13 protein-coding genes, 1 tRNA gene, 1 pseudogene and 1 other annotated feature (1 of these 16 running past the window's edge) are annotated in these 15850 nt (G+C 40.1%); of the genes and pseudogenes, 13 read left to right on the top strand and 2 right to left on the bottom strand.

The annotated features are described in order from the left end of the window. Positions 1-60, top strand: a sequence feature (ribosomal protein L20 leader region) (it extends 71 nt beyond the left edge of the window). A gap of 15 nt (positions 61-75) precedes the next feature. The 8 genes and pseudogenes from infC (at position 76) to pyk (ending at position 8134) form a co-directional block, all read left to right on the top strand. After that, complete coding sequence (gene infC, locus ACESOD_RS05350; RefSeq protein WP_000848177.1) at positions 76-606, top strand: translation initiation factor IF-3; 531 nt, start codon at positions 76-78, stop codon at positions 604-606. Between the two features lie 32 nt (positions 607-638). Further along, positions 639-839, top strand: coding sequence for a 50S ribosomal protein L35 (gene rpmI, locus ACESOD_RS05345; protein ID WP_001125942.1), 201 nt, complete (start codon positions 639-641; stop codon positions 837-839). 51 nt (positions 840-890) lie between these two features. Beyond that, positions 891-1250: a 50S ribosomal protein L20 gene (gene rplT, locus ACESOD_RS05340; RefSeq protein ID WP_000124830.1), complete on the top strand. Its 360-nt coding sequence runs from the start codon at positions 891-893 to the stop codon at positions 1248-1250. A 56-nt stretch (positions 1251-1306) separates the two neighbouring features. Continuing rightward, positions 1307-1693, top strand: coding sequence for a lactoylglutathione lyase (gene gloA / locus ACESOD_RS05335; protein ID WP_000157160.1), 387 nt, complete (start codon positions 1307-1309; stop codon positions 1691-1693). A 58-nt stretch (positions 1694-1751) separates the two neighbouring features. Beyond that, positions 1752-2256 (top strand): annotated as a pseudogene (locus ACESOD_RS05330) (B3/B4 domain-containing protein); the annotation flags it as partial. A 117-nt stretch (positions 2257-2373) separates the two neighbouring features. Further along, the gene (locus tag ACESOD_RS05325) at positions 2374-5475 is read left to right on the top strand and encodes a DNA polymerase III subunit alpha (RefSeq protein WP_373094416.1); all 3102 of its coding nucleotides are present in this window, start codon (positions 2374-2376) and stop codon (positions 5473-5475) included. A gap of 80 nt (positions 5476-5555) precedes the next feature. Then, positions 5556-6563: a 6-phosphofructokinase gene (gene pfkA / locus ACESOD_RS05320; RefSeq protein ID WP_373094415.1), complete on the top strand. Its 1008-nt coding sequence runs from the start codon at positions 5556-5558 to the stop codon at positions 6561-6563. 65 nt (positions 6564-6628) lie between these two features. Next, complete coding sequence (gene pyk / locus ACESOD_RS05315) at positions 6629-8134, top strand: pyruvate kinase (protein WP_014713116.1); 1506 nt, start codon at positions 6629-6631, stop codon at positions 8132-8134. Positions 8135-8641: 507 nt separating this feature from the next. Here the strand turns inward: pyk and ACESOD_RS05310 are convergent. Together ACESOD_RS05310 and ACESOD_RS05305 are read right to left on the bottom strand one after the other, a co-directional pair. Next, positions 8642-8714 (bottom strand) — tRNA-Thr (locus ACESOD_RS05310). Positions 8715-8836: 122 nt separating this feature from the next. Further along, a complete protein-coding gene (locus ACESOD_RS05305) occupies positions 8837-9580 on the bottom strand; it encodes a lysophospholipid acyltransferase family protein (RefSeq protein WP_373094414.1) in 744 nt (247 codons plus the stop codon). A 132-nt stretch (positions 9581-9712) separates the two neighbouring features. Between ACESOD_RS05305 and ACESOD_RS05300 the strand changes: the two genes are divergently transcribed. The 5 genes from ACESOD_RS05300 to galE all read left to right on the top strand — a co-directional run bounded on the left by ACESOD_RS05300 (position 9713) and on the right by galE (position 15849). Further along, on the top strand, positions 9713-12049 hold the full coding sequence (locus tag ACESOD_RS05300) for a cation-translocating P-type ATPase (protein ID WP_373094413.1): 2337 nt from the start codon (positions 9713-9715) through the stop codon (positions 12047-12049). Positions 12050-12150: 101 nt separating this feature from the next. Beyond that, positions 12151-12828 (top strand): tRNA (adenine(22)-N(1))-methyltransferase, encoded by a 678-nt coding sequence (locus ACESOD_RS05295; RefSeq protein WP_373094412.1) that lies wholly within the window; start codon positions 12151-12153, stop codon positions 12826-12828. After that, a complete protein-coding gene (locus tag ACESOD_RS05290; protein ID WP_373094411.1) occupies positions 12815-13612 on the top strand; it encodes a Nif3-like dinuclear metal center hexameric protein in 798 nt (265 codons plus the stop codon). The genes ACESOD_RS05295 and ACESOD_RS05290 overlap by 14 nt, the downstream gene beginning before the upstream one ends. A gap of 16 nt (positions 13613-13628) precedes the next feature. Next, entirely contained in the window at positions 13629-14726 is a 1098-nt protein-coding gene (locus ACESOD_RS05285) for an NAD(P)/FAD-dependent oxidoreductase (protein ID WP_373094410.1), read from the top strand. Between the two features lie 103 nt (positions 14727-14829). After that, positions 14830-15849 carry a UDP-glucose 4-epimerase GalE gene (gene galE, locus ACESOD_RS05280; protein ID WP_373094409.1) on the top strand — a complete coding sequence of 340 codons (1020 nt, stop codon included), beginning with the start codon at positions 14830-14832 and terminating at the stop codon, positions 15847-15849. The last annotated feature ends 1 nt before the right edge of the window (position 15850 follow it).

Here is a 15850-nt window from a genome sequence, read left to right as displayed (position 1 = left end):
AAATGAAATACAATCATGTAGTGCGGGTTTGCGTTAGCAAGTCCGCTCTTGTTTTTCTCTAAATTAAAAAAAGAGGTGAAAACCATAGCAAAGCAAGACTTATTCATCAATGATGAAATTCGTGTACGCGAAGTTCGCTTAATCGGTCTTGAAGGTGAGCAATTGGGTATCAAACCACTAAGCGAAGCGCAAGCACTTGCGGACGAAGCTAATGTGGACTTGGTTCTCATTCAACCTCAAGCTAAACCTCCTGTTGCGAAAATTATGGACTACGGTAAGTTCAAATTTGAGTACCAGAAGAAACAAAAAGAGCAACGCAAAAAACAAAGCGTTGTGACCGTGAAAGAAGTTCGTTTGAGCCCAGTTATCGACAAGGGTGATTTCGAAACTAAACTTCGCAATGCTCGCAAGTTCCTTGAAAAAGGAAACAAAGTGAAGGTATCCATTCGCTTTAAGGGGCGTATGATCACCCATAAAGAGATTGGTGCAAAAGTTTTAGCCGAGTTCGCTGAAGCAACTCAAGATATTGCAATCATTGAACAACGTGCTAAAATGGATGGACGCCAAATGTTCATGCAATTGGCGCCAGCAACTGACAAAAAATAATTGTCAGAAAGTTAAATAAAGGAGAAAAAATCATGCCAAAACAAAAAACACACCGCGCATCAGCTAAACGTTTCAAACGTACAGGTTCTGGTGGACTTAAACGTTTCCGTGCTTACACATCTCACCGTTTCCACGGAAAAACTAAAAAACAACGTCGTCATCTTCGTAAAGCATCTATGGTGCATTCAGGAGATTTCAAACGTATCAAAGCAATGCTTACTCGCTTGAAATAATCGCGTATTTGTAAGTAAACAATTCTAGGAAATATTTGGAGGAAATAAAACATGGCACGTGTTAAAGGTGGCGTTGTATCACGCAAACGTCGTAAACGTATTCTTAAATTAGCAAAAGGTTACTATGGAGCTAAACACATCTTGTTCCGTACTGCAAAAGAACAAGTAATGAACTCTTACTACTATGCATACCGTGACCGTCGTCAAAAGAAACGTGACTTCCGTAAATTGTGGATCACACGTATCAATGCGGCAGCTCGTTTGAACGGACTTTCATACTCACAATTGATGCATGGTTTGAAATTGGCTGAGATCGAAGTTAACCGTAAAATGCTTGCTGACTTGGCTGTTAACGATGCAGCAGCTTTCACAGCTCTTGCAGATGCAGCTAAAGCAAAACTTGGTAAATAATTATTCATAAGACTGGTACAAGTTTGTCCCAGTCTTTTTTAACAAAGGAGAAAAAAATGGCTTCTAAAATGCTACACACTTGCTTGCGAGTTGAAAATCTTGAAAAATCAATCGCTTTTTATCAGGATGCCTTTGGTTTTAAGGAATTACGTCGTAGAGACTTTCCAGACTATGCTTTCACTATTGTTTATCTTGGACTTGAAGGTGATGATTATGAGTTGGAGTTGACCTACAACTATGATCACGGACCTTATGTTGTCGGTGACGGTTTTGCTCACATCGCCCTAAGTACACCTGACCTTGAGGCTCTTCATAAAGAACATAGCGACAAAGGCTATGAAGTAACAGCACCTAATGGACTTCCAGGGACTCAACCAAACTATTACTTTATCAAAGATCCAGATGGATACAAGGTAGAAGTGATTCGTGAAAATTCATTATAGTTCCTATCGAGTAGCTTGTAGGCTACTCGTTTTTTGAATTTGTAGTAGAATGAAAGAAAAAGAATGGCGTCAGGCATTCACTTAACTCAAAACAAAAAAATGTGCTCGTTCTTCTATTGAAGCTTTATTAAAGCGTGTGAGTCAAGAAAGAGAATGTAATCCAATAAATCTTTTGGTAGATATCTATAATAGCGTTTCACTTTCTTACGCAGTACCTTGTGGGGAAGAGGATTTAGCTAAGATTGTTGGTGACTTCTTGGAAGAGCACGAAGTAATGAATCCTTCTTCCACTAGGGGCTGAAAGTGATGCTCCTGCATTAGCTGATGAAATGATTTATTTTGAAGAATAAGATACGGTTTGTCGCTGTTTAAACTGGCGTGAAGCCCAAAGAACCATGTTAACGGAAGAAACCAAAGATGCTGTTTTAACTATCAATGAAGAACAGACATCACGAGATCGGGAAGAAATGCTAGAATTACATACTAAAATTGGTAAATATTTTGGTGTTAGTGGCAAGATCAGTCACTTGACAGCTACAAATCCTATCCTAGAGGTAGAATAATGAATGGGAATCACGGTTAATTCAACTGTGGTTCTTTTTTCTACAAGGGAAGAAAGAAATTGTTTTTCTATTTTCTAAAATGGTATAATATAAAGAGAAAAAGGGAGGTGATAGCGAGTGATTGCACAACTTGATACTAAAACGGTTTATAGTTTCATGGAGAGTATGATTTCTATTCAGAAGTATGTTGACCAAGGAAAAGCATACGGCTACTCAGCACTTGGAATCATGGATGTTGACAATCTCTATGGAGCCTATTATTTTATCAAAGAGTGCCAAAAGCAAGGGATTCAGCCTTTATTAGGTCTTGAGGTGACTGTTCATCATAAGGAGGAACTCGTCAACCTTCGATTTTTAGCCTTGTCAAATCATGGCTATCGAAATCTCATGAAGATTTCGACTCTAAAAATGACAGGTAAAAAGGAATGGACTGATTTTTCTCCTTATCTAGAGGATGTTTGTGTTATTGTTCCCTATTATTCTGCAATTGATTCCTTGGACTTAGGGCATGACTATTATATCGGAGTATATCCAGATACACCTCAGTCGAATTTTTCTCAACCCATCCTCCCACTTTATCGTGTTAATTCCTTCGAATCTGAGGATTTAGAAACGCTTCAAATGCTCAAGGCGATTAAGGAAAATGTGACCTTGCGAGAGGTGGATGTTCAATCGCAACAGGGCATGTTTTTACCTACTGATCGCTTAGAGCAAGTATTTCAAGAAAAGTTTCCGCAAGTCTTAGAAAATCTTTCTGAACTGATTGGAGCAACTACTTATGAGATTGATAGTAGTCTCAAGCTTCCACGTTTCAATCCAGAGCGTCCTGCTGTTGAAGAGTTGCGCGAAAGAGCTATTAAGGGCTTGGAACAGAAAGGCTTACTCGATTCGGTTTATCAGGAACGTTTGGAAGAAGAACTATCTGTGATTCATGACATGGGCTTCGATGACTATTTCTTGGTTGTCTGGGATCTCTTACGTTTCGGTCGGTCTCAAGGTTATTACATGGGGATGGGACGCGGGTCTGCAGTTGGAAGTCTAGTGGCCTATGCCTTAAATATTACTGGTATTGATCCTGTAGCTAAGAATCTTATCTTTGAGCGCTTTTTAAATCGTGAACGCTATACCATGCCTGATATCGATATTGATATTCCTGATATCTATCGTCCTGAATTTATCCGCTATGTTCGTGACCGTTATGGTAGTATTCACGCTGCTCAGATAGTCACCTACTCGACTTTTGGTGCCAAACAGGCTATCCGAGATGTTTTTAAACGGTATGGTGTTCCCGAGTACGAGTTGACATCCATAACCAAGAAAATTGGTTTCAAAGATACCTTGACAAGCGCCTATGAAGGCAATCTAGGATTTAGACAACTGATTCAAAGTAAGATTGAGTACCAAAAGGCTTTTGAAATTGCCAAAAAGATAGAAGGCTATCCTCGACAGACCTCTATCCACGCTGCTGGTGTCGTGATTAGTGATAAAAATCTAACGGATTATATCCCTCTTAAGTATGGTGAGGATATGCTCATTACCCAGTATGATGCTCATGGAGTTGAAGGAAATGGTTTGCTCAAGATGGATTTCTTGGGCTTAAGAAACCTAACTTTCGCTCAAAAAATGCAGGAGCTCTTATTTGAAACTCAAGGAATTCAGTTAAGGATTGAGGAAATTGACCTTGAGGATAGGGAAACTTTAGCCCTCTTTGCAGCTGGGAAGACCAAGGGAATCTTTCAGTTTGAACAACCTGGTGCTATTCGCTTATTAAAGCGCGTGAAGCCTGAAAGCTTTGAAGAAGTAGTGGCAACGACTTCCCTCAACAGACCGGGGGCGAGTGACTATATCGACAACTTTGTAGCTCGAAAACATGGTAAAGAAAAGGTAACAGTTCTGGACCCAGTTTTGGAAGATATTCTGGCTCCAACTTATGGCATTATGCTTTACCAAGAACAGGTAATGCAAGTAGCACAGCGTTATGCTGGTTTTAGCCTTGGAAAAGCCGATATTTTACGTCGGGCTATGGGGAAAAAGAATGCTGCGGAAATGCATCAAATGCAAGAGAGCTTCATTCAAGGTGCCCTTGAAAAAGGCCACGGAGCAGAGCAGGCTCAGCAGGTATTTGCTGTCATGGAAAAATTTGCTGGTTATGGTTTTAACCGTTCCCATGCCTATGCTTATGCAGCTTTAGCCTTTCAGCTTGCCTACTTTAAGACACATTACCCAGAAATCTTTTATCAAGTCATGCTGAATTATGCTAGTGGAGATTATATTCTCGATGCCCTTGAAATGGGTTTTGAACTAACACCACTCTCTATCAATACAATCCCATATCAGGATAAATTGACAGACAAGACTATTTACTTGGGACTTAAGAGCATCAAGGGGATGCCTCGAGATTTTGCCTATTGGATTTTAGAGAATCGTCCTTTTATAAGTGTTGAAGATTTTGTCACTCACTTGCCTAAAAATTATCAGAAGTTGAGTCTCTTGACTCCCCTAGTCGAGATTGGTTTATTCGATAGTTTTGAAAAAAATCGCCAAAAAATCTTATCCAACTTACCTACTTTATTTATTTTTGTGGAAGAATTGGGTAGTTTGTTTGCAGATAATAGCTACAATTGGCTTGAGAGTGAGGATTTTACGCAAGTCGAGAAGTTTCGTAAGGAACAGGAGTGGCTTGGAGTAGGTATCAGTCCGCATCCTTTATTGATCTTATCAAAGAATCCTTTGTACCCAATTGTGAGTTTGTCTGAACTATTTGAAGGACAGACAGCTACAGTACTCGTTGAGATTCAGTCTATCCGAGTAATCAGAACTAAAAAAGGTGAAAACATGGCTTTTCTGAAAGTTAGTGATAGTAAAACTAAGCTTGAAGTCACAGTTTTTTCTGACCAGTATCGCCAATTTAAAAATCACTTACATGAAGGAAGATTCTACTACCTTAATGGAAAAGTACAGGCAAGAGATGGTCGACTTCAATTAGTGTTAAATAATCTAAAAGAAGCAGTGAGTGAACGATTTTGGATACAGGCTGCTGATCATGAACATGATACTGAAATTTATCATATTTTAGAGCAATATAAGGGAGAAATTCCAGTCATCATTCGCTACGAAAATGAACAAAAAAATGTCCTTTTACCGAGTTATTTTGTTGCAAAAGATGTTAGTTTACAGGAATCTTTAAGTCAGATAGTTATGAAAACGATTTATCGTTAAAAATCAATGAAAATAAAAGAATTTTAACTTTAATTATGGTATAATCAGTTAGAATGTTAAAGAAAAAGGAGCAAAACCAAATGAAACGTATTGCTGTTTTGACTAGTGGTGGAGACGCCCCTGGTATGAATGCTGCTATCCGTGCAGTAGTTCGTCAAGCAATTTCAGAAGGAATGGAAGTTTTTGGTATCTATGATGGATACGCAGGTATGGTTGCCGGCGAAATTTATCCACTTGATGCTGCTTCAGTAGGAGACATCATTTCACGTGGTGGTACTTTCCTTCACTCTGCTCGTTACCCTGAGTTTGCAAAACTCGAAGGTCAACTTAAAGGGATTGAGCAGTTGAAAAAACACGGTATCGAAGGTGTTGTGGTTATCGGTGGTGACGGTTCTTATCATGGAGCTATGCGCCTGACTGAGCATGGATTCCCTGCTATTGGACTTCCTGGAACAATCGATAACGATATCGTAGGTACTGATTTCACAATCGGATTTGATACTGCAGTTACGACTGCAATGGATGCCATTGATAAGATTCGTGATACATCATCAAGTCACCGTCGTACTTTCGTAGTTGAAGTAATGGGACGTAACGCTGGTGATATCGCTCTTTGGGCTGGTATTGCAACAGGTGCTGATGAAATTATCATCCCTGAAGAAGGCTTCAAGATGGAAGACATCGTAGCAAGTATCAAGGCTGGATATGAACACGGTAAGAAACACAACATTATCGTTTTGGCAGAAGGTGTTATGTCAGCGGCTGAATTTGGTCAAAAACTAAAAGAAGCTGGAGATACAAGCGACCTTCGTGTAACTGAACTTGGTCATATCCAACGTGGTGGATCTCCAACTGCTCGTGACCGTGTATTGGCGTCACGTATGGGAGCACACGCTGTTAAACTTCTTAAACAAGGAATCGGTGGTGTCGCTGTTGGTATCCGTAACGAGAAAATGGTTGAAAATCCAATTCTTGGAACTGCAGAAGAAGGAGCTTTGTTTAGCCTAACAGTTGATGGTAAGATCGTTGTTAACAACCCTCACAAAGCTGATATTGAACTTTCTGACTTGAACAAGAGCTTGTCATAATCAACTTTAACTAATCTGGTAAAATGACCATAAAAGGTCGAATTATATAAAGGAGTCACAAAATCATGAACAAACGTGTAAAAATCGTTGCAACTTTGGGTCCTGCGGTAGAAATCCGCGGTGGTAAAAAATTTGGTGATGACGGATACTGGGGTGAAAAACTTGACGTTGAAGCTTCAGCTAAAAACATTGCTCAATTGATTGAAGCAGGAGCTAACACTTTCCGTTTCAACTTCTCACACGGTGACCACCAAGAACAAGGTGACCGTATGGCAACTGTTAAACTTGCAGAAAAACTTGCAGGTAAAAAAGTTGGTTTCCTTCTTGATACAAAAGGACCAGAAATCCGTACTGAATTGTTCGAAGGTGAAGCTAAAGAGTATTCATACAAAACTGGTGAAAAAATCCGTGTTGCAACTAAACAAGGAATCAAATCAACTCGTGAAGTGATTGCTTTGAACGTTGCTGGAGCTCTTGACATCTATGATGATGTTGAAGTTGGTCGTCAAGTATTGGTTGACGATGGTAAACTTGGTCTTCGTGTTGTAGAAAAAGACGATGCAACTCGTGAATTTGTTGTTGAAGTTGAAAATGACGGTGTGATCGCTAAACAAAAAGGTGTGAACATCCCTAACACTAAAATTCCTTTCCCAGCTCTTGCTGAACGTGATAACGCTGATATCCGCTTCGGTCTTGAACAAGGTATCAACTTCATCGCGATCTCATTCGTACGTACTGCAAAAGACGTGAATGAAGTTCGTGCAATCTGTGAAGAAACTGGTAACGGTCACGTTCAATTGTTCGCTAAAATCGAAAACCAACAAGGTATCGATAACTTGGATGAAATCATTGAAGCTGCTGACGGTATCATGATCGCTCGTGGTGACATGGGTATCGAAGTACCATTCGAAATGGTTCCAGTTTACCAAAAAATGATCATCACTAAAGTGAACGCTGCTGGTAAAGTTGTTATCACTGCAACAAACATGCTTGAAACAATGACTGAAAAACCACGTGCAACTCGTTCAGAAGTATCAGACGTATTTAACGCTGTTATCGACGGAACTGACGCAACAATGCTTTCAGGTGAGTCAGCAAATGGTAAATACCCACTTGAGTCTGTTCGTACAATGGCAACTATCGATAAGAATGCTCAAACTCTTCTTAACGAATACGGACGTTTGAATTCAGATTCATTTGAACGTAACTCTAAGACAGAAGTTATGGCTTCAGCAGTTAAAGACGCTACAAACTCAATGGACATCAAATTGGTTGTAACTCTTACTAAGACTGGTCACACAGCACGTTTGATCTCTAAATATCGTCCAAATGCTGATATCTTGGCATTGACATTTGACGAATTGACAGAACGTGGATTGATGTTGAACTGGGGTGTTATCCCAATGTTGACAGAAGCTCCATCATCAACTGATGACATGTTCGAAATTGCTGAACGTAAAGCAGTTGAAGCAGGTCTTGTACAATCTGGTGACGATATCGTTATCGTTGCAGGTGTGCCACTTGGTGAAGCAGTTCGTACTAACACAATGCGTATCCGCACTGTACGTTAATCTAATATTAAAAAGCCTATCATATCAAGCTTTCTAGCTTGTGTGATAGGTCTTTTTTTGTGACGAGGGGCAAAAATATCATTTTCCTTTCAATTCTAAGGTATATAATACAGTTTGCCCTGTAACTTTTGCTGTAATTATAGATTGCAATGGTCATCTTTCTATCTTTATGACTAAACCTAGCTAGGATTTTTTGGATAATAAGTCTATAAGTGTATGATTGAGGCTTGAGCTTATTACTGTTTGTGCAGAAAGGATTGCTAAAAGATAGTATTTAATAGTGTTTAGGAAAATAAAAAAAGCTCTCTGGAAAAACCAGAAAGCCTGAGAGGCATCTCCATGTGAGAAATTGGTTCACACAATTTCTCAAGGTCCGCTCCTGCGTTATGACCTCCTTTGCTCAATAGTAGCTCTCGCTACATATCGACTCATCGCAAATTCTATTTTACTATAAAGTCGAAAAAATGTCAATAAAAAAAGTTCCTATACCAAGGAACTGATGAACAATGCTAATTGCCGGGATCGAACCGGCGACCTCATCCTTACCATGGATGCGCTCTGCCTACTGAGCTAAATCAGCTTACTTAAAAAGTATACTATAGAATCAAATCTTTGTCAATAAAATGTTTTATTTAAAAGTAATCAGATGTCAGTCAAACTAAAATGGCTTAAGAGAATATCCCTCAGCCATTTTATTCTAACCTAATTGATTTTGTTTTTTTCTGGATTCCAGATAAAACTTGCGATAAAGCTAAAGATGATGGTAATAATCGCAACTAAGACAGCAAGAATCAGTGCTGGTATGCGAATAAACCACCACAAAGGATTTGTTTTTTTGTTATCGTGCCATTGTTTTGTTTCCTCATCCAGACGTTGGAATTCTGATTGGATACGTTCAGCAACCATCTCAATTCCTTCATCATTCATTTTCTTAATGTCCGAGATATCGATAGGATTTCCGAAGTTCATATCGACACGTTCACGACTGATGAGTCCTTTTAAGGTCATTGGACCAGTATAAGTAACTGGCATGATGCGAACCTTGGCCATTTTAGCAATCAGAGCTACGCCACCTTTGACATCGTTAGAATGACGACTACCGCTTGGAAACATGATGAGAGATCGGTCGCTCTTTTTAAGGACATTGATAGGATATTTGATAGCCGAAGCGCTAGGATTTTCCCGGTCAATGGGAAAGGCACCACACATTCGAATCCACCAACCAAAGATTCGATTAGAGAAAAGTTCCTTTTTAGCCATAAAGACAAATTGCTTTGGTTTGGTCGCAAATGCCATGTAGACAGGATCCCACCAAGTACGATGGGGAGCAACTAGGATATAGTTTTCATCTTGACTCGGAATTTTATCAGTATTATGATAGTGAGCATTACCGTTGATAGACCAAAGAATCAACATAACCAGCCCACGAAGATAAGTATAAAACATGGTGTCTCCTTCAATTTTCTTTCTTTTATTATACCTTATCATACTAGGACAAGCAAATGTTTTTTTGTTTAGGCTGAATTGCTCTTCATATGAAATTAGAATTATTTTTAAAAAAATGATATGATAGAATTTATGGATAAAAATAAAATTATAGGCTTAAGCCAATCAGAAGTTAATGAACGTCAGAAACAGGGACAGGTCAATGATTTCAAAGCATCAGCTAGTACCAGTACTTGGCAGATTGTAAAACGAAATGTCTTTACTCTCTTTAATGCTTTAAACTTTGCTATTGCATTAGCGCTCGCTTTTGTTCAAGCCTGGAGCAACCTGGTTTTCTTTGCGGTTATCTGCTTTAATGCATTTTCTGGGATTGTAACCGAGCTACGTGCCAAACATATGGTTGATAAGCTCAATCTCTTGAATAAAGAAAAGATTACGACTATCCGTGATGGACAAGAGATTGCTTTGAATCCAGAAGAGCTTGTTTTGGATGATGTGATTCGCTTGTCTGCAGGGGATCAAATTCCAAGTGATGCGATTGTATTAGAAGGTTTTGCAGAAGTCAATGAAGCCATGTTAACGGGCGAGAGCGACTTGGTGCAAAAAGAAGTAGAAGACTTAATGCTGTCCGGTAGTTTTCTTGCCAGTGGTTCTGTCCTCGCTCAGGTTCATCATGTAGGAGCAGATAACTATGCAGCTAAACTCATGCTTGAAGCTAAGACAGTTAAACCAATCAATTCTCGTATCATGAAATCGCTAGACCAGCTAGCAGGCTTTACTGGAAAAATCATCATTCCATTTGGAATTGCCCTCTTGCTTGAAGCTTTGGTCTTAAAAGGTCTGCCACTCAAGTCTTCTGTAGTGAATTCCTCTACAGCTCTTTTGGGAATGTTGCCTAAGGGGATTGCCCTCTTGACCATTACCTCTCTTTTAACCGCTGTTATCAAGCTTGGTTTGAAAAAGGTCTTGGTGCAGGAGATGTACTCTGTTGAAACCCTAGCGCGCGTGGATATGCTCTGCTTGGATAAGACAGGTACCATCACCCAAGGGAAGATGCAGGTTGAGACTGTTCTTCCTCTGACCCAGGCTTATGACAAGGATGCTATTGCCGACATACTAACCAGCTATATGGCAAACAGCGAGGATAAAAATCCTACAGCTCAAGCTATCCGTCAACGTTTTCAAGGTCAAGTAGCTTATCCGATGATTTCTAGTCTTCCATTTTCAAGCGATCGTAAATGGGGAGCAATGGAGTTGGAAGGTCTTGGAACTGTTTTTCTAGGGGCACCAGAGATGTTGTTGGATGCTGAAGTTCCTGAGGCTAGAGAAGCTCTTGAACGAGGATCTCGTGTCTTAGTTCTGGCCCTCAGTCAAGAAAAACTTGATCACCACAAGCCACAGAAACCATCGGATATGCAAGCCTTGGCTTTGCTTGAGATTCTAGACCCAATCCGAGAAGGGGCAGCTGAAACTCTAGACTATCTTCGTTCTCAGGAAGTGGGCTTGAAAATTATTTCTGGTGATAATCCAGTTACTGTTTCAAGTATTGCTCAAAAAGCTGGTTTTGCAGACTACCACAGCTACGTAGATTGCTCGAAAATTACTGATGAAGAGTTGGTTGCCATGGCTGAGGAGACAGCGATTTTCGGACGTGTCTCTCCTCATCAAAAGAAACTGATCATCCAAACGTTGAAAAAAGTAGGTCATACGACTGCAATGACAGGAGACGGTGTCAATGATATTCTAGCTCTTCGTGAGGCAGACTGTTCCATCGTTATGGCTGAAGGAGATCCAGCGACTCGTCAGATTGCAAATCTGGTCCTCTTGAACTCAGACTTTAATGATGTCCCTGAGATTCTCTTTGAAGGTCGTCGTGTGGTCAATAACATTGCCCACATTGCTCCAATTTTCTTGATCAAGACCATCTATTCATTCTTATTGGCAGTCATCTGTATTGCGAGTGCTTTGTTGGGACGTACTGAATGGATTTTAATTTTCCCATTCATTCCGATTCAGATTACCATGATTGACCAGTTCGTGGAAGGCTTCCCACCGTTCGTATTGACCTTTGAGCGAAATATTAAACCAGTAGAACAAAACTTCCTCAGAAAATCCATGCTCCGTGCACTACCAAGTGCCTTGATGGTAGTCTTTAGTGTTCTCTTTGTTAAAATTCTTGGAACAAGTCAAGGTTGGTCAGCGATTGAAATTTCGACACTTCTGTATTATCTACTAGCCTCAATTGGCTTCTTATCAGTAGTTAGAGCTTGCTTGCCATTTAGTCTATGGCGTGTTCTCTTGATTATTTGGTCAGTTGGTGGCTTCCTTGGAACTGCTCTATTTCCAAGAATCCAAAAATTACTTGAAATTTCAACTCTTACAGGTCAAACATTACCTGTCTATGGCATCTTGATGTTAATCTTTACTGTGATTTTTATCTTGACAAGTCGTTATCAAGCTAAAAAATAAAGAAAGGCTGCAATCATTGATTGCGGTCTTTTTTAGGTACAGGATTGCTAGACAAAATATGGTATAATAAAGGGAAATAGAGTTTTTGAAAGTGAGAGAAGATGATTTCAAAGAGATTAGAAACGGTGGCTTCTTTTGTTCCCCAAGGAGCCGTTTTACTGGACGTCGGGAGCGATCATGCTTATTTACCGATTGAACTAGTTGAAAAAGGTCACATCGATTGTGCCATTGCAGGAGAGGTTGTAGAAGGTCCCTATCAATCTGCAGTTACAAATGTTAAAAGTCATGGTTTAACTGAGAAAATTCAGGTTCGCCTAGCAAATGGTTTGGATGCTTTTGAAGAGGCTGACCAGGTCTCTGTTATCACTATTGCTGGAATGGGTGGTCATTTGATTGCTACAATATTAGAAGAAGGATTAGACAAACTTGCCAATGTTGAGCGTTTGATTCTTCAACCCAATAATCGAGAAGATGAGTTGCGTTCTTGGTTACAAGAGCATGGTTTTCAAATCATAGCAGAAAGTATTCTAAAAGAAGCTGGGAAATTTTACGAGATTATAGTTGCAGAAGCTGGTAAAATGAATCTATCAGCAACTGATGTCCGCTTTGGCCCCTTCTTGTCCAAAGAAGTCAGTCCAGTCTTCATCCAAAAATGGCAAAAAGAAGCTGCTAAGCTTGAGTTTGCCCTTAGTCAAATTCCAGAAAAAAATCAAGAAGAACGTCAGGTTCTGGCAGATAAAATTCAAGCCATTAAGGAGGTGCTCCATGAAAGCAAGTGAAGTGATAAAGCGTTATGAAGCCTATTGCCCACAAGAATTTTCTATGGAAGGTGATAGTCGTGGTCTACAAATTGGCACCCTAGACAAGGAAATTCAAAAGGTTATGGTTGCTCTTGATATCCGTGAAGAGACAGTCGCTGAAGCTATTGACAAGGGTGTTGATCTGATTATCGTTAAGCACGCACCTATCTTTCGTCCGATTAAGGACTTGGTAGCTAGTCGTCCTCAAAATCAGATTTATATCAATCTCATCAAGCATGATATCGCAGTCTATGTCAGTCATACTAATATTGATATTGTTGAAAATGGTCTCAATGATTGGTTCTGCCAACTATTGGGTATTGAGGATACAACTTATCTGCAAGAAACAGGTTCTGAACGTGGGATTGGCCGTATTGGAACGATTAGACCTCAAACATTTAAGGAATTTGCAGATCATGTTAAGGAAGTCTTTGATCTAGATAGCCTTCGTATGGTGTATTATCATGAGAGTGATTTGCAAAAAACAATCTCAAGAGTTGCTATCTGTGGTGGCAGTGGGCAATCTTTCTACTCTGATGCTTTAGCAAAAGGAGCAGATCTTTATATCACTGGTGATATTTATTATCATACTGCCCAGGATATGTTATCTGACGGTTTGCTGGCATTAGATTCAGGCCACTATATCGAAGTGCTTTTTGTGGAAAGAATTGCAGCGCTCTTGAACGAATGGAAGGAAGAGAATGCTTGGTCGCTAGAAGTAGTCGCAAGTCAGGCTTCTACCAATCCATTCCATCATATCTAGTTAGAAGGTAAAGACAATGAAAAAAGTTGCCATTGTAGGAGCAGGAATTGTAGGGGCAACAGCTGCCTACTATCTCTCTAAAGAAACAGATGTCGAAGTAACTGTCTTTGATCATGGATACGGACAAGCTACCAAGGCAGCGGCAGGAATCATCAGTCCTTGGTTCTCTAAACGACGTAATAAAGCTTGGTACAAGATGGCTCGCCTAGGAGCAGACTTTTATGTAGATTTATTAGCTGATTTAGAAAAAACTGGTCAAAAGGTTGATTTCTACCAGCGCTCAGGAGTCTTCCTTCTCAAAAAAGATGATTCCAAGCTCGAGGAACTCTATGACTTAGCCTTGCAACGTAGAGATGAATCTCCCTTAATTGGCGAATTAGCCATTTTGGACCAAGCTGCTGCAAGCAGCCTATTCCCTGGTCTAAAGGGATTTGAGAGATTGCTCTATGCTTCTGGTGGAGCTCGAGTAGATGGGCAACTCCTAGTGAATCGATTACTGGAAGCCAGTCAAGTGAAGGTCGTAAAGCAAGAGGTCAGTCTAAAACCCTTAGCTTCGGGTTATCAAATAGACAATCAAATGTTTGACCAAGTTATCTTGTCCACAGGAGCTTGGCTTGGACACATTTTGGAACCTTTAGGCTATGAAGTTGATGTTCGTCCTCAAAAAGGTCAACTTAGAGATTATCAGGTTGATTTAGACATGGCAAGCTATCCTGTTGTCATGCCGGAAGGTGAGTGGGATTTGATTCCATTTCCGGGTGGGAAGTTGTCTCTAGGGGCTACTCATGAAAATGATATGGGCTTTGACTTGACAGTGGATGAAACCTTGCTCGATCAAATGGTTGTGGCGGCGAGTCTATTTTATCCAGCCCTGGCTGAGGAAATTTCATCTGGTGAACGTGTAGGAATTCGGGCTTATACGAGTGACTTTTCTCCATTTTTCGGACAGGTTCCAAACTTATCAGGAGTCTATACAGCAAGTGGTCTAGGATCTTCAGGCTTAACGACTGGTCCTATTATCGGTTATCATCTAGCTCAAATGCTTCAAGGGAGAAAAGGAGTATTGGATCCAGCAGATTATCCGACTGAAAGATACATTAAAAAGAAACAATAGTAAACCTTTTACCTAGTTTTTACGATAGGATTAGGATAGCAAATGACTTTCCCTATCAAAAATGGTAAAATGAAAAAAATAATCCAAGAATTGAGGAAATAAAATGCAAGAAAAAATTCTGGTAACAGGTGGAGCAGGTTTTATCGGAACTCACACTGTCATTGAATTGGTCCAAGCTGGACATCAGGTTGTTGTGGTGGATAACTTGGTCAACAGTAGTCGTAAAAGTCTTGAAGTAGTCGAAAGAATCACTGGGGTAGAAATTCCTTTCTACGAAGCAGATATTCGTGACACAGATACACTTCGTGATATTTTCAAACATGAAGAACCAACAGGTGTGATTCATTTTGCTGGTTTGAAAGCTGTAGGTGAGTCAACTCGTATCCCACTTGCCTACTATGATAACAATATCGCTGGAACTGTCAGTCTTTTGAAAGTTATGGAAGAGACAAACTGTAAGAATATCATCTTCAGTTCATCGGCAACTGTTTATGGAGATCCTCATACAGTCCCAATCCTAGAAGATTTCCCACTTTCAGCTACCAACCCATATGGTCGTACCAAGCTAATGCTGGAAGAAATCTTGACAGATATCTATAAAGCAGATTCAGAATGGAACGTTGTGTTACTTCGTTACTTCAACCCAATCGGTGCGCATAAGAGCGGTGATTTGGGTGAAAATCCAAACGGTATTCCAAATAACCTCCTTCCATATGTTACACAAGTTGCAGTTGGTAAGTTGGAACAAGTTCAGGTCTTTGGAGACGACTACGATACTGAAGATGGAACAGGTGTTCGTGACTATATCCACGTCGTTGACCTAGCAAAAGGACACGTTGCCGCCCTTAAGAAGCTTCAAAAAGGTTCAGGACTAAACATTTACAACCTTGGTACAGGAAAAGGCTACTCAGTTCTTGAAATTATCCAAAATATGGAAAAAGCAGTCGGACGTCCTATTCCATATCGTATTGTTGAACGTCGCCCAGGTGATATTGCAGCTTGCTACTCAGATCCAGCAAAAGCTAAGGAAGAGCTAGGATGGGAAGCAGAACTTGGTATTACTCAAATGTGTGAAGACGCATGGCGTTGGCAAAGTAAGCATCCAAACGGATTTGAAGACTAAG

Source organism: Streptococcus oralis (assembly GCF_964238205.1).
GTDB lineage: Bacteria > Bacillota > Bacilli > Lactobacillales > Streptococcaceae > Streptococcus > Streptococcus oralis_CZ.
The sequence above is the reverse complement of the archived record's forward strand: the minus strand, read 5'-3'. Positions and strand labels throughout refer to the sequence as shown.